Source organism: Pseudarthrobacter sp. alpha12b, from assembly GCF_054130495.1.
In genome coordinates this window covers 2042082-2062700 of the sequence record NZ_CP196746.1, presented here as the reverse complement: position 1 = coordinate 2062700, position 20619 = coordinate 2042082, and the positions used below count along the sequence as shown (strand labels likewise).

The following is a 20619-nucleotide window of genomic DNA, read 5'->3' as shown; positions in this document are numbered from 1 at the left end:
GGCGATGACGCAGCCCTCCAGCAGATCCGGATCCGACACGCCGCTCGGCGGGGCCCGGGTCCTGGTCACCCGCAGCCCGGAGCGTTCGGGCGCCCTGGTGGAGGCTTTGGAAGGAGCAGGCGCCCTGCCGGTACTGCTTCCGCTCATCGACTTCGAACGGGCCCCGGACCAGCACGCGCTCGATGTCGCCTGCGACGCGCTGGCGGCCGGAGCCTTCGACTGGCTGGTGGTCAGCAGTGCCACCACCGTGCACGTCCTGATGGAAAAGGCCGCCGAACGGGGCCTTGCCCTGGACCGGCTGGTTCCTTCGGGGACGCGGATCGCGGCCATCGGTCCCGCAACGCGCAGGCTGCTGGAGGCGGGCGGACTGGACGTTGCCCTTACGCCTTCCGGCGAGCAGTCGGCCACCGGCCTGCTCGCAGGCTGGTCCGGAGGCGGCAGGATCCTGCTGCCGCAGGCGGACATCGCGGCGGCCACGCTGGGGGAGGGACTGGCAACGGCAGGCGGCACTGTTACTGCCGTTACTGCCTACCGCACTGTCGACTACCCGGCGGCAGCGGAACGACGGCTCGCCGTGCAGGCGGAAGACGGCGACGCAAGCCAGCCGCCGCCGTCGTACTCCCTCCTGACGCCTGAAACCGCCGCCGCCGAGATCGCCGAAGGGCGCATCGCCGCCGTGATCGCCGCCTCGCCGAGTGCAGTGCGCCGGATCTCCTCCCTTGGTCCGCTTGGCGGCTGCCGGCTGGTGGTCATTGGCCGTTCGACGGCGGACCAGGCCGCTGCCTTGGGCCTTGAGGTCGCTGCGGTGGCGGCCGAGCCCACACCGGACGGGTTGGTGGCAGCTGTGGCGAAGGCCCTCAACCCGCCCTGACTCAGCCGGCACGTTTTCCTCCATCAAGCTTCAAGACAACGCGAAGGACAGGACCCATGACTTTCCCCACCCAACGCCCCCGCCGCCTGCGCACCACCCCCGCCATGCGCCGGATGACCGCCGAAACCCGCCTTGCCCCGGCCGAACTCATCCTTCCCGCCTTCATCCGGGAGGGACTCACCGAACCCAACCCCATCACCTCCATGCCGGGCGTGCTCCAGCACACCACCGACACCCTGAAGCGGGCCGCCGCGGAGGCCGTTGAGCTGGGCCTGGGCGGCATCATGCTCTTCGGCATCCCGGAAACCCGCGACGCCGAGGGCACCGCCTCGCTGGACCCCGAGGGTGTGCTGAACAAAGCCATCCGGGACGTCCGCGCGGAAGTGGGCGATGACCTGGTGATCATGAGCGACGTCTGCCTGGACGAATTCACCGACCACGGCCACTGCGGAGTGCTCGACGACGACGGGTACGTGGACAACGACCGCACCGTGGAGATCTACGCCAGGATGGCCGTGGCACAGGCTGAGGCCGGCGCACACATGCTGGGCCCGTCCGGGATGATGGACGGCCAGATCGCCGCCATCCGCTCGGCACTGGACGAGGCCGGCCACGTCAACACGTCCGTCATTGCCTACTCCGCGAAGTACGCCTCTGCGTTTTACGGTCCCTTCCGCGAAGCGGTGGACTCCCAACTCAAGGGCGACCGGCGGACCTACCAGATGGACGCGGGCAACCGCACCGAGGCGCTGCGCGAAGTGGAACTGGACCTGGCCGAGGGCGCCGACATCATCATGGTCAAGCCGGCCATGAGCTACCTGGACATCGTGGCAGACGTTGCCGCGATGAGCCCCGTGCCCGTCTCCGCATACCAGATCTCCGGCGAATACGCGATGATCGAGGCCGCCGCCGCCAACGGCTGGATCGACCGCCGCGCCGCCATCACTGAGTCCGTACTGGGCATCCGCCGGGCCGGGGCGCACACGGTCCTCACCTACTGGGCCGCCGAACTGGCCGGCTGGCTGAAGGAAACCCGGTGACCGATCCTTCCGCCTCTCCAACCGCACCTGTGGGGGAGGACCGCATCCTCCTTGGCCTGAACACCTTCGGTGACATCGGGGCGAATCCGGATGGCAGCCCGCAACCGCACGCCCACGTGCTCCGCCAGCTGCTGGAACAGGCGGAACTGGCGGACGCCGTCGGCCTCCATGCCTTTGGCGTGGGGGAGCACCACCGCAAGGACTACGCCGTCTCCGCACCGGAAGTCTTCCTGGCTGCCGCCGCGGCGCGCACGTCCCGCATCCGGCTGGGATCCGCCGTGACCGTCCTGAGCTCGGACGATCCCATCAGGGTGTTCCAGCGCTTTGCCACGGTGGATGCCATCTCCAACGGCCGCGCGGAAGTGATGCTGGGCCGCGGATCGTTCATCGAGTCCTTCCCGCTGTTCGGGCTGGACCTGGCGGACTACGAGGTCCTGTTCGAGGAGAAGCTCGAGCTGTTCGACAAGGTCCGGGCACAAAAGCCCGTGCACTGGGAGGGCCGCACCAGGCCGGCCGTGCACGGGCTGAGCGTCTACCCACCCCTTGAACACCACCTGCTGCCCACGTGGATTGGCGTTGGTGGAACGCCGGAATCCGTCCTCCGCTGCGCCCAGTACGGGTACCCGATCATCTTTGCGATCATCGGCGGCCAGCCGCGGGGCTTCCGGCCCCTGGCCGACCTCTACCGTGAGGCGATGGGTAAGTACGGCCACCCCATGCAGCAGATGGCCACGCACTCGCCCGGCCATGTTGCCGACACGGATGAGCAAGCCCGGGAAGAGCTGTTCCCGCACTGGCTGCAGCTCCGGAACAGGCTTGGGGCCGAGCGCGGTTGGGGTCCGGCCGGGCGGGGGGAGTTCGAGGCGCTGTGTTCCACGGAAGGGGCCCTGTACGTCGGGTCGCCGGAAACGGTGGCCCAGAAAATCGTCCGGCTCAAGCGGAACCTGGGTGTTGACCGCTTCGACCTGAAATACAGCAACGGTCCGCTGCCGCACGCCGCCATGATGCGCTCGATCGAACTGATGGGCACGGCGGTGGCGCCCCGGGTGGCGGAGCTGCTGGCCGGCTGACTGTGTCCCCGTCGAATTGTGCGTCCGGCCCACTGGGCGTCCGGCTAACTGAGAGAATAGAAACCATGACTTCCAGCAATCCTCGCAACGAGGCACTCTTCGACCGCGCCCGCCAGCTGATGCCCGGCGGCGTCAACTCGCCGGTGCGGGCCTTCGGCTCCGTCGGCGGGACGCCGCGCTTCATGGTCTCCGCCAAGGGACCGTACTTGACCGATGCCGACGGCAAGGAATATGTGGACCTGGTCTGCTCCTGGGGTCCGGCCCTGCTGGGCCACGCCCACCCGGCCGTGCTGGATGCCGTCCATGCCGCCGTCGACCGCGGCCTCTCCTTTGGCGCTTCCACGCCGGACGAAGCGAACCTGGCCGAAATCGTGAAGGAGCGCGTCCCCGCCGTCGAACGGCTCCGGATGGTCTCCACCGGCACCGAGGCCACCATGACGGCGGTCCGGCTGGCCCGTGGGTTCACCGGCCGCAACCTCATCATCAAGTTCGCCGGCTGCTACCACGGCCACCTCGACGGACTCCTGGCCGCGGCAGGCTCAGGCCTGGCAACCCTCGCGCTGCCAGGGTCCGCCGGTGTCACCGAAGCAACCGCCGCGGAGACGCTGGTGCTGCCCTATAACGACCTCGCCGCCGTCAAGGAAGCCTTCGCCGTGCACGGCCCGAACATCGCTGCCGTGATCACCGAGGCCGCGCCTGCCAACATGGGCGTGGTCACCCCTGCCGAAGGATTCAACCTTGGGCTCTCGAAGATCACCCGCGAGCATGGCGCGCTGCTCATTGTCGATGAGGTCCTGACCGGCTTCCGCACGGGCTATTCCGGCTACTGGGGGCTGACCGGCGGTGCGCCGGATGCCCAGGATCCGTGGACCCCGGACCTGCTCACCTTCGGAAAGGTGATCGGCGGGGGAATGCCGACGGCGGCACTCGGCGGGCGTGCCGACGTCATGGACTACCTGGCACCCACCGGCCCGGTGTACCAGGCCGGCACGCTGTCCGGTAACCCGGTGGCCATGGCGGCCGGCGTCGCCACCCTGACCCACGCCACCCGCGACGTCTATTCCTTCATCGACGTCCGGTCCCTGGAACTGTCCTCCGCGGTCTCCCGTGCCCTGGACGCCGCCGGCGTGGACCACTCCATCCAGTTCGCCGGAAACCTCTTCTCCGTGGCTTTCGGAACCTCTGCCCACGGGGTCCACAATTACGCAGACGCGCAGGCACAGGAAGCATTCCGCTACGCGCCGTTCTTCCACTCCATGCTGGAATCCGGGGTCTACCTGCCGCCGTCGGTCTTCGAGGCCTGGTTCCTGTCGGCCGCGCACGATGACGACGCCATGAACCGGATCTACGACGCACTTCCGGCCGCAGCCAAGGCCGCTGCCGCCGCGCAGGGCTAGCACCGCCGTCGTCCGTTAAGAAAGAGATCCCCGGCTGCAGACCGCAGCCGGGGATCTCTTTCTGCTTCAGGCGTTAGAGGACGTCCGAGAGGAAACCCTTGAGCCGGTCGGTGCGGGGCGCCGTGAAGATCTGTTCCGGAGGTCCGGACTCGACCACCACGCCGGCGTCCATGAAGGTCACGGTGTCCGACACGTTGCGCGAGAAGCCCATCTCATGGGTCACCACCACCATGGTCATGCCGCCCTTTGCCAGGTCCGCCATAAGGGACAGAACGCCCTTGACCAGTTCGGGGTCCAGGGCAGAGGTGGCCTCGTCGAAGAACATCACCTCCGGCTTCATGGCCAGCGCACGGGCAATGGCCACGCGCTGCTGCTGGCCGCCGGAAAGGTTGGCCGGGCGGGAATTGGCTTTGTGCTTCAGGCCCACCAGATCCAACTGTTCCAGCGCCTCTCTGCGCGCCTCCTCCTTGGAGAGCTTGCGCAGCTTCCGCAGGGCCAGCGCGACGTTTTCCTCCACCGTCTTGTGCGGGAACAGGTTGAACTGTTGGAACACCATGCCGATCCGGCGGCGGAGCTCGTCAGGATTGTCCTTCAGGACCGAACGGCCGTCCAGCAGGATGTCCCCCTGATCAGGTTCGATCAGCCGGTTCATGACCCGGAGCAGGGTGGACTTTCCCGAACCCGACGGACCAATGACGGACGCCGTGGTGCCTTGCGGAACGTGCAGGTCAATGCCCCGCAGGACGTGGTTGCTGCCGAAGGAGAGGTGGATATTCTTGGCGCTCAGTGTTCCCGATGCGAATTCGCTCATGCCTGGGCTCCCTTTCCAACGACGGCCGCGGCCTCGTCCGGTTCTTTCTTTTCGGGCCGGCCGGTGCGAAGCCGCGCATCGATGTAGTTGACCAGGTGAGTGAGCGGAATGGTCATGGCCAGGTAGAAAATCGCTGCTGCCACGTACGGGGAAAGGTTACCGCTGCGGGCGGCGGCATCCTGGCCGATCTGGAACAGCTCGCGTTCCGTTGCCAGCAAGCCCAAGGTGAAGACCAACGAGGAATCCTTGATCAGGGCAATGAACTGGTTCATGAGGGCGGGAAGTACCCTGCGGATACCTTGTGGCACCACTACGAGACGCATCGAGGGACCGTAGCCGAATCCCAGCGCGCGCGAAGCCTCAAGCTGCCCCTTGTCCACGCTCTGAATGCCGGAACGGAAGATCTCACCCGTGTACGCGGCAGCCATGAGCGACAGAGCCGCAATGCCCATGGGGTAGGGGCTGTTGCTGCCCGTGACTTCACGGAAGATTGGTCCGAATCCCAGGCCGATCACAAGAATAGTGAGGACCGCCGGGAGTCCACGAAACACGTCGGTGTACACCCGGGCGGCCCACCTTGCCACAGGATTCCGTGAGATTCCCATGAGGGCCAGAATCAGGCCGACGAAGGCCCCGATCAATCCCGAGGTGATCGCCAGCACCAGCGTATTGGGCAGGCCCACCGCGAACATGCTTGGCAGAACCTCGGCAATCTGCTTCCAGTCAAGGAAGGTCTCTCCGAGTCGTGTCAGGAAATCCATATGGCTTCGCTATCTTTTCTGGGTGGCCGGTTCTAGTTCGCGGGGACCTTGACGGCCTTGCTGCCCGGCTTCCAACCCTCAGGGGTCTGCTCGGCAGCGGTCGGGCGGTCCGTGTACCACTGGGCAGTCAGCTTGGTCCAGGTGCCATCGGCAACGATGGCATCAAGGGCAGAGTTCAGCGCTTCCAGCAGGGCAGGGTTGTCCTTGGCAACGGCGTAGGCGGTGAAGTTCTGGGTGTTGAGCTTCTTCTCGGCGATTTTCGTGCCGTCGCCGGGCTTGACCTGGCCGGTGGCCTGCTGGGACGGGGCCACCCACGCGTCCACCTGCCCACTCTTCAGGCTGGCGAAAACGGTGTTGTAGTCAGGGAAGGAAACAGGCTCAAGGTTCAGGGTGTTCTTGACGTAGTCTTCCTGGACGCTGCCGCTGACGACGCCGATGCGCAGGCCGCCCTTCAGCTCAGCGAACGTCTGGACTTTGGCGTTTTCTTTGGTCACGAGGGCCATGTAACCGAAGTCGTATCCATTGGTGAATGCGACAGTTTCACGGCGGGCGTCCGTGGTGGAGATCGAGGAGGATCCGACGTCGAACTGCTTGTTCTTGACCTGGCTGAGAAGTGCCTGGAACTTGGTGGAGGCAAACTCGACCTTGAGGCCAAGCTTGTCGGCCATCGCCCGCAGAAGCTCATTGTCGTAGCCGGTGAACTTGCCGGACGAATCAACGAAAATGTTCGGCGGTGCGTCTGACAACGTCCCCACGCGCAGCGTGCCCTCAGTGACGAGGCCGAGCTTACTCTTGTCGATCTTGTCGATCGGGGTGACGTTGGCAGTGGTGTACTTGTCCAGCGTCTGCTGGTCGCTGCCCTTCAAGGCATCGGTGGGGGTGCCGCTGGGCTGGGAAGACCCGCCGCCGCAGGCTGCGAGGGAGACAGCGAGGGCAAGCGCCACGGGAGCGGTTGTGAGCCACTTCATCGCTTTGATTTTCATCAGGTTGTCACTTTCATCTGAGTCGTAAGTCGACCGGGCCGCAAGGCAGCGCTGTGGCGCCTGGCATCCGCCCGGCACTGGTCAAGCTGTCCGGGGCAGGGGTGGCCGCAAAACTTTATTGTCTCACTTGGGCGAATCCAGGCGGTGAAGTGAAGAAGACGGAACGGCGATACGTATATGTCGAATATGATTTCGTTCTGAAGCGGTTGGGGCGCCCGGCTGCCGGGTCAGGAGGGTGCCTGGTCGAACGAAGCCCATCCCATGACCGGTGGGTTTGTTAAGCGCCGTGACTGTGACATGCCTCGCAGTAGTATGCGCAGGAGCGCCCTAGAAGCCGTCGGCGGTGGCGTCCTGGGGCGGCAGGACCGGCCAGTCTCCCTCGATCACGGCGGCCGGCTTGGTCTTCCGGAGATACCCCTGGAAGTCCGCAGCCTGGCTGACCGCCCAGTCCACCTGTAGTTGGTGCAGCTGGCTGGCCGGCATCATCAGCTTGGGAAACTTGCCCGCCATGGCGTCCAGCACGCGGAGCGTAGCCAGGGCATCCGCTGCAGAGGTGTGCGCGTTGTCCAGGACCACGCCGTACTCCTCGCACAGCGCGGTGAGTGTCCGCTTGCCCTTGCGGTAGCGGTCAACCTGCTTGTTCATGATGTAGGGATCCAGGACCGGGAAGCGGGTGAGCTGCGGAATCCCGTACCGTGCGGACTCGGCGGCAAGGACTGTGAAGTCATAGCTGGCGTTGAAGGCAATAACCGGGGTTCCGGAATCGAAGAGCTCCTGCAGGGCGGCGGCGACCTCACGCGTGACCTCATGGGCAGGGCGTCCGTCCCGCCTTGCCTGTTCGGTGGTGATGCCGTGGACATCGCTTGCCTCGACGGGTATCTCCACCCCCGGATCGGCCAGCCACTCGTGCTCCTTGATGACCTCCCCGTGGTGGTCCACCACGGTGATCGATGCCGTGACGATCCTTGCCGCCCGCGAGTTGCGTCCGGTGGTTTCCAGGTCGAAGGCTGCGCGGGGGAGGGTGGTCCAGGAACTCATACTTCAACGCTAAGGGGACCCACCGACAATTCCGTGGAACGCCACTGCGGCTACATTGGATCAATGCGGAATGAGTACGTCCAGGCGGTCCTGGCCGTCGTCAGGCTGGTGCCGGCAGGGGCGGCCGTATCGTACGGGGACGTTGCCGAGCTGTTGGGGTCGGGGGGTCCGCGCCAGGTCGGTTCAGTCATGAGCCACCATGGGGGCGGCGTCCCCTGGTGGCGCGTCCTCAAAGCCAGCGGCCATGCACCTGAGGGCCACGAAGCCGAAGCCCTGCTTCTCTATCTTGAAGAAGGTACGCCGCTGGTCGGGGCCTACAGTTCATATCTGCGGACCGGGGAAGGCCGGTGGCGGGTTGACCTGGGCGCCGCACGCTGGGCGCCAACAGACAGTGATTTTGACAGTATCGACGCAGTTGCCGATGACCTGGAGCGCCGCCTCCATAGATTGTCGGTGCCTGATGATGGAATGGGTTTGTGACCGTAACAATTCCTTTGACCGGCCCCTGGGGCCCGCACCGGCAGGAGCCGGAGGCGGGCCAGGATCCGGCTTACCCGGCCGCGGGAAACCTGGGCAGCAGCGCCCTGCCGGCCGCTTCTGCCCTTCGGCTGCTGCCGCCACGGCGGGTGCACGCGGAAGCGCTCCGGCTCACGCGGGACCAGCAGGCAGCGGTTGATGTCGCCCAAGGCTCGGGACCGGTCCTTGTTCCGGGTGCGCCGGGCACAGGGAAAACCACAGTCCTCGTCGAGGCCGCTGTCCAGCGGGTCTTCCGTGACGGCGTCGACCCCGAACGCATGCTCATCCTTGCGCCCACCCGCCTTGCGGCCGATTTCCTGCGGGATCGTTTCACCGCCCGGCTGGACAGGAGCCTCAGCACCACCCCCGCCAGGACCTGGGCCTCGTACGCGTTCGACCTGATCCGCCGTGCCAAGGCTGAAGGCGTCATATCGCTGCCCAGGCCTCCTCGCCTGCTGTCAGGCCCGGAGCAGGACCTCATCATCAAGGAACTCCTGGAGGGCCACACGCTGCCAGGGCTGGAACTGCCTTGGCCGGCCGATCTCGACAGCGCCCTGGGAACCCGGGGCTTCCGCCAGGAGGTGCGGCAACTCTTTGACCGCATCATTGAATCGGGCCGGACGGCTGAAGACCTTGCCCAGCTGGGGGATGCCTGCGGCCGGCCGGACTGGAAAGCCGCAGCAGCCCTCTATGCCGAGTACCGGGACGTTCTTGACCTGCGGATGCCGGAAGCCTTCGACCCCGCCGGGATCATCACAGCTGCCCGGCAGATCTTCCAGGACGTGCCGGATTTCCTCGCGGCCGAGCGTGCCAGGCTGCAGGTAGTCCTGGTGGACGACATCCAGGAGGCAAACCCTGCCATCTTCGAATTGCTGGCCGATGTCGCCGCCGGTAAAGACTGCTACGTGACATCATCCCCGGACACGGTGGTCCAGGGATTCCGGGGAGCCCGGCCGGATTTGGTGGCTGAACTGCCCCGGCTGTTGTCAGCCCAAGCGTCTGTCCTCGAACGTCCGCTGTGGCATGCCCACGGCCTGGCGCCGGCGGTGGCAGAAGCGTGGTCGAATGTCGCGGGCCGCATCTCCCAGCGGGCAGGCGGGCAACTGGCCCGCCGCCTCAAGCAGCCCGAAAATGCCGGTGGACCCGGCAGCGTCGAAGCCCACTTGGTGCCTACTCCCGTGCACGAGCTGCGGTACGTTGCCCAGCGGATCCTGGACCAGCACATCAACCACAACCGTGATCTGGCGGATATGGCAGTCATCGTGCGCAACGGCGGCCAGGTCAGCGAGTTGCAGCGCTATCTGTCCGGGCAGGGCATCCCCGTACGGGTGCCCGTGGCTGAATCCGCGGTCCGGGACGAGGTAGCTGTCCGTCCCCTCCTGGATGCATTCGCCATCGCGCTGGACCCGGAGCTCTTGACACCCGAAGCTGCGGTGTCACTTCTCACCTCCCGGATCGGTGGCGCTACCTCCATTGAGCTGCGCAGGCTCCGGCAATCCCTGCGGCGGGAGGAACTCCTGGGCGGCGGGGGCCGCGCCAGCGATGCGCTGCTGGTCCAGGCCCTGCTTGAGCCCGGCGCGCTGGGTGCGTTGGGAATCGAAGGCCGCGCCGCCCGACGCACGGCGCGGATGATCCGTGCGGGGCAGGAGGCAGCCGGACTGCCGGGTGCCAACGCAGAGTCGGTGCTCTGGGCACTCTGGGATTCAACGGGGCTGTCGTCGGCCTGGACAGAGACCGCGTTGGCGGGAGGACCGCACGGGGCGCGGGCCGACCGCGACCTGGACGCGATGATGGCGCTTTTCCACACGGCGGAACGCTACGTGGACCAGATGCCGGGCGCGGGCCCCGAACAGTTCCTGGAGTACCTCCTGAACCAGGAGCTTCCCATGGACACCCTTGCCGCCCGTGCCCAGCTCGATGACGCTGTGGAGCTGATGACGCCGGCCAGTGCGGCAGGCCGGGAATGGCCCGTCGTGATCGTTGCGGGGCTGCAGGAGGGGGTCTGGCCCAACACGAGGCTCCGCGGTGAGCTGCTCGGCAGCACCCTGTACGCGGATGCTGTGGAACATGGCCCGGAGTATGCCCTGCAGCGTGACCCCCTGAGCCGGCTGCGGGACATCCGCTACGACGAACTCCGCAGCTTCTCCACGGCGGTGTCCAGGGCACGGGAACTGCTGGTCTGCACCGCGGTCTCGTCAGAGGACCACCAGCCGTCATCGTTCCTGGACTTTGTTGCACCCCTGGGACCGGAACAGGAGGGCAGGGCTTTCACCCAAGTGGAACGGCCCATGACGCTGCGCGCCTTGGTCGCCGAGCTCCGGCAACATGCCCAGCTTGACGGCGCGACGCCGCAGACGGAAGAAGCAGCCAGGGTCCTGGCACATCTCGCCGCGGCGGAACCTGCAGTGGCCGGAGCACACCCTGACAGCTGGTGGGGACTCGCCCCGCTGACATCCTCTGCGGCGGTGGTTCCACCGGGGGGAACGGTGTCCGTGTCCCCATCAAAGGTCGAGACCGTGCAAAAGTCGCCGTTGGACTGGTTCGTCCAGGCAGCAGGAGGGGAGCCGGCCACCGATTTCGCCCGGAGCCTGGGCACCCTGGTCCACGCGATCGCCCAGGACATTCCGGACGCGTCCGGATCCGAATATGTGGCCGAACTGGTGCGGCGCTGGCCTGCGCTGGGCATGAAGGACAATTGGGAGGGACGGCTGGACTTCCAGCGCGCCGAGGCAATGGTGCGGAAGCTTGCGCAGTATGTGCTGTCCATGAGGAGTGAAGGCCGCAGCCTGCTGGGCGTCGAACAGGACTTCGAAGTGGCCCTTGGCGAGGTGGTGGTGGACGAAGCCTCGCCGCGGGAGGCGGTACTCCGCGGCCAGGTGGACCGGCTGGAAATCGACGGCGAAGGCCGCCTGGTGGTGGTCGACCTCAAGACCGGAAAAAGGCAGCCAGGCAAGGACGAGCTGTCCCACCATCCCCAGCTTGGCGCCTACCAGGCAGCAGTGCTCGCCGGTGGATTCGACGCCAGGCCGGACGGCAACCCGGGCCTGTCCGGCGGCGCCGTGCTGGCGCAGCTCGGGACCGGGGCAAAAAATCCAACCATCCAACAGCAGGAACCATTAGACCCGCAGGAGAACTGGGCATTGGACATGGTCAAGGAGGCCGCCGCCGTGATGGGTGGCAGTGAATTCATCGCGCGGCACGATCCCGCCAAGGGCAGCCATGGTGGCCACGGCTGCCGGCTTCCGGAGGTGTGCCCACTGTGTGTGCGTGGACGGCAGGTGACCGAATGAGCGAAGCACTGCCTGCCGCGAAGGCCACCCCGGACGTGCGGTTCAGCCCCGAAGAACTGTCCGTGCTGCTGGGCGAGAAGAACACTCCCACGCCCGAGCAGTCCGCCATCATCTCGTCCCCCTTGGCGCCGCGGCTGGTCATTGCGGGCGCCGGATCGGGAAAAACCGCCACTATGGCGGACCGGGTGGTATGGCTTGTGGCCAACGGATGGGTCACCCCCGAGGAAGTCCTGGGCGTGACCTTCACCCGCAAGGCTGCGGGCGAGCTCGCCAGCAGGATCCGGACAAAACTGCTGACCCTTCAGCGTGTTGCCGCAATAGATACGGGGCATGGGCTTTTCCCTGAGGGACTGCTCAGCAGTGACGCACTGGAGCCCAAGGTGTCCACCTACCATTCGTTCGCCAGCGGCATCGTCTCGGACTACGGGCTGCGGCTTGGCGTGGAGCGGGATGTGGTTCTGTTGGGCGGTGCCCAGGCCTGGCAGCTGGCCAGTGAGGTGGTTGAAGCCTACGACGGCGAATACGATCACTTCCGCGCCGCCAAATCCACCTTGGTGAAGGCTGTCATCCAGTTGGCGGGAGAATGCGCCGAACACCTTCAGGAACCTGAGGATGTGGAGGCGTGGCTGATGGCGCGCCTTTCGGAATTTGAGTCCCTGCCGTACTTGGCGGAGAAGAAGAGGAATACGCCCAAGGCGGCTCTGGACCTCGGAGGGATGCTGCGGACCAGGGCAAGCGTCGCCGACATGGTGGGCCGCTACGCCGCAGCCAAACGAGCCCGCGGCGCACTCGACTTCGGCGACCTCGTGGCCCTCGCTGCCAAGGTGGCGCAGGAGGTACCGCTGGCAGCCCAGATGGAGCGCCAGCGGTACAAGGTGGTTCTGCTCGATGAGTTCCAGGACACGTCCTATGCCCAACTGGTGCTTTTTTCCCGCCTCTTCGGTGACGGCCATGCCGTGACAGCGGTCGGCGATCCCAACCAGTCAATTTATGGTTTTCGGGGCGCTTCCGCAGGGCAGTTGTTCCACTTCGTCCGCGAATTTCCCATGCGCACTGGCGAGTCGGAGGAAGGAGTTCGCTGGGCGCCGGCCCCAACCTCCTACCTGACCACGGCATGGCGCAACGGCCGGTCCATCCTCGCGGCGGCCAACGTCATGTCGCAGTCCCTTAGCCGGGCGGCGGCGCACCATGGACCTGCCGGGAGCAGAACGCCCACTTCTGACGTGCCTCCCCTGCAGCCAAGCCCACATGCCGTGGACGGGACCGTGGTGCTGGGGCGTTTCACCAGCGACGTGGAGGAAGCTGCTGCGCTGGCTGACGACGCCCTGAGATACCGGGTGACCGACTTTGAGCTGAAGCCGGACGGTGCAGCCGAGCCGCCGGCGCTCGCGGTGCTGTGCCGCCGGCGCGCCCAGATGGAACCCGTCCGGCGCCAGTTCGAGGCCCGGGGGATCCCCTATGAAATCGTGGGCCTCGGTGGCCTCCTGGACACCCCGGAGATCGTTGACCTGGTGGCCACCCTTCGCGTCCTTGCGGATCCCGGCCGGTCTGATGCCCTCATGCGGCTCATTGCAGGCGCCCGGTGGCGGATAGGGCCCGCCGACCTCATGGCATTGCGCGACTGGTCCAGCCAGCTGGCACGCAGCCGGGAAAAGGCCGCGCACGGGTTCGACGCCGACGTCCAGGACAGCGACAGCGACAGCGACAGCGACGAAGCAGACGCCCCCATCCTTGAAGGTGACCTGACCGACGGGGCAAGCCTGGTGGAAGCCCTGGATTTCCTGCCGCGGGAAGGGTGGACATCCTCGAATGGCCGCACCCTCAGCACGGGGGCGCGCAGCAGGCTGGCCAGGTTGTCACTCGAACTGAGGCAACTGCGCGGCTACCTCGGTGATGATCTCACCACGCTCCTGGGGGAGGTGGAGAGGGCCATGCTGCTGGACATCGAAGTGGCGGCACGGCCGGGGATCAGCATCCACCAGGCCCGCCGCAACCTCGATGCCTTCCAGGATGCCGCCGCAGGATTCCTCCGCACTTCCCAGCGGGTGGACATCCTCGCTTTCCTGTCCTGGCTGGAGGCTGCGTCTGCGGAAGAAAACGGGCTGGAAGCGCCCGCAAGCGACGTGAACCGGGAAGCGGTTCAGCTGTTGACCGTCCATGCCTCCAAGGGCCTGGAGTGGGATGTTGTGTTTGTCCCCGGGATGAATGCGGGAGCCTTCCCCAGCGACCGGGACTCCCGCTGGAGCAGCGGTTCGGCCGCGCTGCCCTGGCCCCTGCGGGGGGACCGGGCCGACCTTCCGCAGTGGGACCTCGACCAGCCGGACCAGAAGGGCTGGCTGGATGCCGAGAAGGTGTTCAAGACCGCCGTCCAGGTCCATGGCGAGTCGGAGGAGCGGCGGCTGGCGTACGTTGCCTATACCCGGGCCAAGCATGTCCTGTGGGTGTCCAGCGCAGCCTGGGTAGGCTCACGGGCAGGGCAGGCGGAGATGTCTCCATTCCTTGCGGAGCTGGAGGCCTTGACGCGACAAACTGACGCTGGATCAAGCCCGAACGCTTTGGTCCATCCGCTGTCGCTGGAGGAGGCCGCACTGCCCCAGCAGAGCCCACTGACGCTGGAAACGGAAGAAGCCCGCTGGCCGTACGATCCCCTTGAAGGACCCGTGGACCCACGCAGCGGTGAGCGCCTGCGCCTGGCCCGCGGGCGCCGGACAGGCATGGAAGCAGCGGCGCAGCGGGTGCTTGGGATCCTGGGAACCGCCGACGACCAACTGGTTCGGGCGGAGGCGGCATTGCAGGTAAACAGATCCGGACAGGAACGCGGTTCCCTGCCCGGTTCACCGCCCGGCCTTACGGGGGCAGCGGCAGGCTGGGCACGCGAAGCTGCGCTGTTGCTGGAGCGCAGGGCAAGAAGGTCGGGTGGCCAGGACGTGCACCTGCCCACCCATATCTCGGCCTCTACCCTTGTTGACCTCGGGGACGACCCCCAGGCGGTGCTGGGCCGGCTGCGCCGCCCCGTGCCGCGCGAACCCGGTATGTCGGCGCGGAAGGGCACGGCCTTCCACGCCTGGGTAGAGGAATACTTTGGAAAGGCCGGCATGCTGGACCTTGGCGAAGCGCCAGGTTCGGACGACCACATCGATGCCGCCTACGATCTTGATGAGATGGTGGCCACCTTCAAGGCTTCCCCCTGGGCTGACAGGTCACCGGCCTTTGTTGAGGTTCCGGTGGAAACCAGGGTGGGGGAGGTGGTGGTGCGCGGCCGCGTGGACGCCGTGTTCCAGGACGCCGACGGCCGCTGGGACCTGGTGGACTGGAAGACCGGCCGACGGCCGTCCGCCGCACAGCTGAAGACCCGTTCGATCCAGTTGGCGGTGTACCGGCTGGCATGGGCGAGACTCAAGGATGTTCCCCTGGAGGACGTGCGGGCCGCATTCTTCTACGTTGCGGATAACGCCGTGGTGCGGCCGCACGACCTTGGGACGGCAGCCGAGCTGGAAGGAATTGTCGCCGCAGCGCTTGCCCGGCCGTGAGGCCGGCCCTGAGCGGCGCCCACGGCGCCGTGCCGGCTCAGCCCTTGTTGGCGTTGATGACCGAGATGGCAGCTGTGGACGTATCGTCAGGACCCTTGGTTTCGCTGGCCCGCGCTTCCCCGGCCTTAGCCTCTGCAGCCGCCTCCACCGGAATGGGGGCCACGTGTACGGCAGGCTGGGAATGCACTGCCGGTTGCCCCTGTACACCAGGTATGCCATCTGCTGCCCGTTCGGCGGGGACCGGGATGACGGTCACTGCAGGACTGACTGCGGAACTGCCACCCGCGGATGCCGGCGTTGCCCCGGAAGTTCCGGCAGGCGCGGGGGCGGCCGTCCCGGGCGCGGCGGGGCTGTCCTTGACCGGAAGCGGCTCGACACTGATCGGCTGGCCGCCGAACTCGGCGATGTCGCTGGCAAGGCTTTCCAGCATTCCCTCGGCCTCGCTGACCATTTCCTGGTCACCGGCCGCCAGGCCCTTGACCAGGTACTGCGCCAGGGCAAACTCGGCGGACAGGGCAGCCCGGCGCAGCAGGTGCTGGTCCGGGACGTCGCGGCGGCTGGAAGTGTAGGACTTCAGTACTGCATCAATGAAGTCCTGTTCATTGGAGGCCACCAGCCAGGCGAAATCGTCTGCGGGGTCGCCGATGCGCAGGTCCGTCCAGCCGGTCACTGCGGTCACCCGTCCCGACTCCACCAACAGATTGTCCTCGTGCAGGTCGCCGTGGACCACGCAAGGGTTGAACCGCCACAGGGACACGTCCTCCATGGCATGTTCCCAGCGGCGCAGCAGTGCGGCTGGGATCTTGCCCGTTGTTGCTGCCTGGTCCAGTTCGTTCAGCCTCCGTTGGCGGAACTCATTGGGGGTGTAACTGGGCAGGTCGGCGTTGCTGACCAGCGACCGGGGGAGGTCGTGGACCGCGGCCAGCGCGGAACCGATTTCGCGGGCCAGGCTGGCCGGCCCCGACGTCAGCTCCTCGACGCTGCGGGTGCTCCCGGAGAGGTGCGAGTAGACGAACGTGGTCAGCGTTCCCAGCCGGACGCTGCCGGCCACCGTCGGCATCAGGAACGGCAGTTCCGCCCGGACGGCGGGAGCGAAGGCCCGCAGCACCAGGAACTCCGTTTCCAGCCGCGCGCTGGCTTCGGCGTGCCGCGGTGACCGGACCCGCCAGCGCTTGCCTTCGGAATCGAGGAGCAGGGCCGAATCGAAGTCCGCGGGGTCATCCGGCGCAGAGCTAACGGCCGTCGGGGTCAGTCCGGGGACTGCCGCGGTTGCAATTGCCGCCAGTTCAATCGGTTTTCTTCTCACCGTTCCACGGTAGATTGCCTGCCGTCCCAGAGGGCAATCTGACCGCGGCGAGTCTCCAGATAGGTGCAAATCGGGGGCCTCCCGGCAGTACGCGGCCTCTCCCGAAATGTGAAATGTCGGTAGCAGTCAGTACGGTGGAAGCATGAGCCACACGGAGTCCGTTATACCCGTCCACCAGGCTGCGCCGGCGCGGCTGCCGGCGAACCATCTGGTGGACACCCTGCTCCCGGTGCGGCCGGCACTGGTGGACCGGGGATCCGCTGCCCGCATCAGGGCCGGGATGATCGATGACCTGCTGGCAGGGACGGACGCGGTGGCTGCAGTACTGTCAGGGCGCCAGGGCCTGGTGCGGGGCAGCAACCTGGTCCTGACCGGGGCCAGGGAACTCCTGGCACAGCTAAACGAGGCAGGATCCGCGCCCGAGCTCCTGGTGTACCTGGGATCCGCCCTGCCTGCCTCGGACGTTCCGGCCGGGACCGAGCTGCTGCTTTTCGTCCTGCCCGAACCTCCGGAACCCGGCACCGCCGGTATTCCCGCGGACGCTTCCTGGGCAGGCTTTCGGGAGGTCGCAGCGGACTTGACTGCCACCTCCACCGCCTTGTTCGTGGAAGCCAGCGCCATCGCCAACTGGCATGCAGCCCACACGCATTGCCCCCGCTGCGGCACGCCCACGGACGTTGAAGCCGGCGGCTGGGTGCGCCGGTGCCCGGCGGACAATTCTGAACACTATCCCCGGACCGACCCCGCAATCATTGTCACGGTCGTAGGCCCGGACGGCCGGCTCCTCCTTGGCGGCGGCGGCCCGGTGGATGCCCGGAACTACTCCACCCTGGCCGGGTTTGTTGAGCCAGGGGAGTCGCTCGAGGAAGCCGTGGTCCGCGAGATCCAGGAGGAAGTTGGGGTGCGGGTCACCGCCTGCCAGTATCTCGGCTCCCAGTCGTGGCCGTTCCCGGCCTCCCTTATGCTTGGTTTTACCGCCGTCACCGAGGACGCCCAGGCAACGCCCGACGGCGTGGAGGTCACCAGGGCACGCTGGTTCAGCCGCGAGGAACTCCAGGAAGCGGTGCTCAGTGGTGAGATCACCATTTCGAGCAGGCTCTCCATTGCCCGCTCGCTGATTGAGCACTGGTACGGCGGCCGGATCCAGGACCGGGCCGGCGCCTAAGCTATTCCATCCACCAGACTCCAGCACGCGGTAGTCGAGAAACAAAGCAGCAGAAGTGACTACAGATAATTTTGACGGAGCAGCCTCCCTTGAGGACCGGATCCTCGGGGGGCTTGACGCGGAACAGCGTGAGGTGGCCAGTACGTTGAGCGGCCCGTTGTGCGTGTTGGCGGGGGCGGGAACCGGCAAAACCCGGGCTATCACCCACCGCATTGCCTACGGCGTTCACTCAGGCGTTTACAGCCCGCAGCGCCTGCTCGCCGTGACGTTTACTGCCCGGGCAGCGGCAGAGATGCGCAGCCGCCTGCGCGACCTCGGTGCGGGAAACGTGCAGGCCCGGACTTTCCATGCCGCAGCCCTGCGCCAACTGCAGTTCTTTTGGCCACAAGCTGTGGGCGGCACGCTGCCCAACCTGCTGGACCACAAGGCCCAGATGCTTGCAGAAGCCGCCCGGCGGCTCAGGCTCAGCACGGACCGGGCATCGATCCGCGATCTTGCCTCGGAGATCGAATGGGCCAAGGTGTCCATGCTGACGCCGGCAAACTATCTTGAAAACGCGCAGGGGAGGGGTGCGCCCGGCGGATTCGACCTCACCGCGGTGGCCCGCGTTTTCCAGTCCTACGAGGACGTCAAGACGGACCGCAACGTGATCGACTTTGAGGACGTCCTGCTGATCACGGTGGGCATCCTGCAGGAGGACGAGAAGGTGGCTGCCACGGTCCGGGAACAGTACCGGCACTTCGTGGTGGACGAATACCAGGACGTGTCCCCGCTGCAGCAGCGGCTCCTGGAGCTTTGGCTCGGCGGCCGCGACGAACTTTGCGTGGTGGGCGACGCCAGCCAGACCATCTACTCCTTTACCGGCGCATCGCCCAGGCACCTGCTCGACTTCAAGGCCCGCTACCCGCAGGCCAACGTGGTCAAGCTTGTACGGGACTACCGCTCCACCCCGCAGGTGGTGAAACTGGCCAATGACTTGCTGGCCAGCCGCCGCAGCGGCGGCCCCACCGCGGACGCCGCCTGGGCAGCCCCCCTGCAGCTCGTGGCGCAGCGACCCGCCGGACCCGCGCCCCAGTTCACCGAGTGCACGGATGACGAAGCCGAAGCCGCCACGGTGGCGCAAAAGATCAAGGCACTGCTCGACGCCGGAACCCCGGCCAGTGAGGTGGCAGTCCTTTTCCGCACCAACGGCCAGTCCGAGGCCTACGAACAGGCGCTGGCGGCGGCAGGCATCGGCTACCAGCTGCGGGGCGGCGAACGCTTCTTTGCCCGGAAGGAGGTCCGGGATGCCATCCTCCAGCTGCGCGCAGCCACCAGGGCTGTTTCTGAAACGGATGCGCCGGAACCGCTGGGTCAGCTGGTCAGGGACATCGTTTCCTCCCTCGGCTACACCGATTCCGCTCCGCACAGCGGTGGAGCCCTGCGCGAGCGGTGGGAGTCCCTCGCCGCGCTGGTGGCGCTCGCCGACGAACTCGCCCAAAACCGCGGCCCCCAGTTCGGTCTGGCGGATTTCGTCAATGAACTCCAGGAACGTTCCCTCGCCCAGCACGCGCCTACTGTGCAGGGCGTTACGCTCGCCTCCCTACACGCAGCCAAGGGCCTGGAGTGGGACGCGGTCTTCCTGGTGGGACTCAGCGAAGGCCTGATGCCCATCTCCTTCGCGGATTCACCGGAGTCGGTGGATGAGGAACGCCGCCTGCTGTACGTCGGCATCACCCGCGCCCGCGAACACCTGTCCCTCTCGTGGAGTACCGCGAGGACTCCCGGCGGCCGCGCCAACCGGAAGCCGTCCCGGTTCCTTGACGGGCTGCGGCCTGATTCGGTGGCAAGCTCAAGTGCCCGGGGAAAGGGAACCGCCCCACGCCGGAAAGCTGCGGCGCCCGCGGTGTGCCGGGTCTGCGGCACCATGCTCGCCACCGGGGCCGAACGCAAGGTGGGCCGCTGCAACGCCTGTCCCCCCACCTATGAGGAACAGACCTTCGACGCCCTCCGCAACTGGCGCCGGGAGGTGGCGCAGTCCGCGGACGTCCCCGCGTTCGTCGTCTTCACCGATGCCACCCTCACTGCCATTGCCGAGGCCAGGCCGGCGTCGCTGGAGGAACTCTCCGGCCTCGCGGGCGTCGGCCCGTCCAAGCTCGAAAAGTATGGGGAAGACGTCCTCCGGGTCCTGGTCGAAAGCTCCGTCCTGTGAGCCGCGGCCCCGGCACCGGCCATCACCAGGCCCCCTCGCTGACCACATCCGACGGTTCTCCCGTGGAGGTGCGGCGCTCTGCCAGGCGTACGCGGACGGTTGCGGCGTTCTGGGAAGACGGAACGGCGGTCGTTGCCATTCCGGCCCGGTTCACCGCTGCGCAGGAGCGGGAGTGGGTGCACCGCATGCTGGCCAAGCTGCACAAGCAGGGGGAGCGGCGGGCTGCAACCGGGCGGCGGCGGCCGGCCACCGACGACGCCCTCGCTGCCCACGCGGCACAGCTGTCGGCACAATACCTTGGCGGCCGGCCGGCGCCTACGTCCGTCCGCTGGGTCAGCAACCAGAACTCCCGGTGGGGCTCCGCCACGCCGGCCGAAGGTACCATCCGGCTGTCGGACAAGCTGCGGCCCATGCCGCAGTGGGTCATTGACTACGTCCTGCTGCACGAACTGGCCCACCTTCTGGTGGCTTCGCACAACGCCGCGTTCTGGAAGCTGCTGGAGGCCTACCCCGAAACCCAGCGGGCCAAGGCATTCCTCGAGGGGGTTTCGTTTGCGACGTCCCGGGGGCTGGACAAGGACAGTGTGGCGGACAGCGGTGACGACGCCGGGCAGGTGCCGGGCAGCTGGTCAAGAGACGCGGACTAGCTC

At 66.9% G+C, this 20619-nt stretch carries 15 protein-coding genes; 10 read left to right on the top strand and 5 right to left on the bottom strand.

Annotated features, from left to right (window positions below; translation table 11 throughout):
* The first annotated feature begins 4 nt into the window (after positions 1-4).
* The 4 genes from ACTAQI_RS09370 to hemL all read left to right on the top strand — a co-directional run bounded on the left by ACTAQI_RS09370 (position 5) and on the right by hemL (position 4378).
* A complete protein-coding gene (locus ACTAQI_RS09370) occupies positions 5-871 on the top strand; it encodes a uroporphyrinogen-III synthase (RefSeq protein ID WP_457950736.1) in 867 nt (288 codons plus the stop codon).
* Between the two features lie 56 nt (positions 872-927).
* Entirely contained in the window at positions 928-1911 is a 984-nt protein-coding gene (gene hemB / locus ACTAQI_RS09365) for a porphobilinogen synthase (RefSeq protein ID WP_457950735.1), read from the top strand.
* Entirely contained in the window at positions 1908-2981 is a 1074-nt protein-coding gene (locus ACTAQI_RS09360) for an LLM class flavin-dependent oxidoreductase (RefSeq protein WP_457950734.1), read from the top strand. Before hemB ends, ACTAQI_RS09360 begins: the two co-directional genes overlap by 4 nt.
* Before the next feature lie 65 nt (positions 2982-3046).
* Complete coding sequence (gene hemL / locus ACTAQI_RS09355) at positions 3047-4378, top strand: glutamate-1-semialdehyde 2,1-aminomutase (RefSeq protein ID WP_457950733.1); 1332 nt, start codon at positions 3047-3049, stop codon at positions 4376-4378.
* A gap of 73 nt (positions 4379-4451) precedes the next feature.
* Here the strand turns inward: hemL and ACTAQI_RS09350 are convergent, their stop codons facing one another.
* From ACTAQI_RS09350 to ACTAQI_RS09335, 4 genes are all read right to left on the bottom strand, one after another.
* Positions 4452-5189 carry an amino acid ABC transporter ATP-binding protein gene (locus ACTAQI_RS09350; protein ID WP_457950732.1) on the bottom strand — a complete coding sequence of 246 codons (738 nt, stop codon included), beginning with the start codon at positions 5187-5189 and terminating at the stop codon, positions 4452-4454.
* The gene (locus tag ACTAQI_RS09345; RefSeq protein ID WP_457950731.1) at positions 5186-5950 is read right to left on the bottom strand and encodes an amino acid ABC transporter permease; all 765 of its coding nucleotides are present in this window, start codon (positions 5948-5950) and stop codon (positions 5186-5188) included. Before ACTAQI_RS09345 ends, ACTAQI_RS09350 begins: the two co-directional genes overlap by 4 nt.
* Positions 5951-5982: 32 nt before the next feature.
* Positions 5983-6933 carry a substrate-binding periplasmic protein gene (locus tag ACTAQI_RS09340; protein WP_457950730.1) on the bottom strand — a complete coding sequence of 317 codons (951 nt, stop codon included), beginning with the start codon at positions 6931-6933 and terminating at the stop codon, positions 5983-5985.
* A gap of 327 nt (positions 6934-7260) precedes the next feature.
* Complete coding sequence (locus ACTAQI_RS09335) at positions 7261-7971, bottom strand: exonuclease domain-containing protein (RefSeq protein ID WP_457950729.1); 711 nt, start codon at positions 7969-7971, stop codon at positions 7261-7263.
* A 63-nt stretch (positions 7972-8034) separates the two neighbouring features.
* Here ACTAQI_RS09335 and ACTAQI_RS09330 point away from each other — a divergent pair, with 63 nt between their 5' ends.
* From ACTAQI_RS09330 to ACTAQI_RS09320, 3 genes are all read left to right on the top strand, one after another.
* Positions 8035-8451: an MGMT family protein gene (locus ACTAQI_RS09330; RefSeq protein ID WP_457950728.1), complete on the top strand. Its 417-nt coding sequence runs from the start codon at positions 8035-8037 to the stop codon at positions 8449-8451.
* A gap of 89 nt (positions 8452-8540) precedes the next feature.
* A complete protein-coding gene (locus ACTAQI_RS09325) occupies positions 8541-11777 on the top strand; it encodes an ATP-dependent helicase (protein ID WP_457951028.1) in 3237 nt (1078 codons plus the stop codon).
* Complete coding sequence (locus ACTAQI_RS09320; protein WP_457950727.1) at positions 11774-15307, top strand: UvrD-helicase domain-containing protein; 3534 nt, start codon at positions 11774-11776, stop codon at positions 15305-15307. Before ACTAQI_RS09325 ends, ACTAQI_RS09320 begins: the two co-directional genes overlap by 4 nt.
* Before the next feature lie 37 nt (positions 15308-15344).
* Here ACTAQI_RS09320 and ACTAQI_RS09315 read toward each other — a convergent pair whose 3' ends face one another.
* On the bottom strand, positions 15345-16613 hold the full coding sequence (locus ACTAQI_RS09315; RefSeq protein ID WP_457950726.1) for a macrolide 2'-phosphotransferase: 1269 nt from the start codon (positions 16611-16613) through the stop codon (positions 15345-15347).
* 142 nt (positions 16614-16755) lie between these two features.
* On the opposite strand from ACTAQI_RS09315, the gene nudC reads away from it, so the two are divergent.
* From nudC to ACTAQI_RS09300, 3 genes are read left to right on the top strand one after another with little or no spacing between them, the layout of a single operon-like run.
* On the top strand, positions 16756-17778 hold the full coding sequence (gene nudC, locus ACTAQI_RS09310) for an NAD(+) diphosphatase (protein ID WP_457950725.1): 1023 nt from the start codon (positions 16756-16758) through the stop codon (positions 17776-17778).
* A gap of 55 nt (positions 17779-17833) precedes the next feature.
* Complete coding sequence (locus tag ACTAQI_RS09305; RefSeq protein ID WP_457950724.1) at positions 17834-19969, top strand: ATP-dependent DNA helicase UvrD2; 2136 nt, start codon at positions 17834-17836, stop codon at positions 19967-19969.
* A complete protein-coding gene (locus tag ACTAQI_RS09300) occupies positions 19966-20616 on the top strand; it encodes a YgjP-like metallopeptidase domain-containing protein (protein ID WP_457950723.1) in 651 nt (216 codons plus the stop codon). Before ACTAQI_RS09305 ends, ACTAQI_RS09300 begins: the two co-directional genes overlap by 4 nt.
* The last annotated feature ends 3 nt before the right edge of the window (positions 20617-20619 follow it).

Excerpts from the sequence above, each read along its gene's own strand:
- ACTAQI_RS09330 (WP_457950728.1), top strand. The coding sequence starts at position 8,035 with ATGCGGAATGAGTACGTCCAGGCGGTCCTGGCCGTCGTCAGGCTGGTG.
- ACTAQI_RS09335 (WP_457950729.1), bottom strand. The coding sequence starts at position 7,971 with ATGAGTTCCTGGACCACCCTCCCCCGCGCAGCCTTCGACCTGGAAACC.
- hemB (WP_457950735.1), top strand. The coding sequence starts at position 928 with ATGACTTTCCCCACCCAACGCCCCCGCCGCCTGCGCACCACCCCCGCC.
- ACTAQI_RS09350 (WP_457950732.1), bottom strand. The coding sequence starts at position 5,189 with ATGAGCGAATTCGCATCGGGAACACTGAGCGCCAAGAATATCCACCTC.
- hemL (WP_457950733.1), top strand. The coding sequence starts at position 3,047 with ATGACTTCCAGCAATCCTCGCAACGAGGCACTCTTCGACCGCGCCCGC.
- ACTAQI_RS09320 (WP_457950727.1), top strand. The coding sequence starts at position 11,774 with ATGAGCGAAGCACTGCCTGCCGCGAAGGCCACCCCGGACGTGCGGTTC.
- ACTAQI_RS09340 (WP_457950730.1), bottom strand. The coding sequence starts at position 6,933 with ATGAAAATCAAAGCGATGAAGTGGCTCACAACCGCTCCCGTGGCGCTT.
- nudC (WP_457950725.1), top strand. The coding sequence starts at position 16,756 with ATGAGCCACACGGAGTCCGTTATACCCGTCCACCAGGCTGCGCCGGCG.
- ACTAQI_RS09370 (WP_457950736.1), top strand. The coding sequence starts at position 5 with ATGACGCAGCCCTCCAGCAGATCCGGATCCGACACGCCGCTCGGCGGG.
- ACTAQI_RS09345 (WP_457950731.1), bottom strand. The coding sequence starts at position 5,950 with ATGGATTTCCTGACACGACTCGGAGAGACCTTCCTTGACTGGAAGCAG.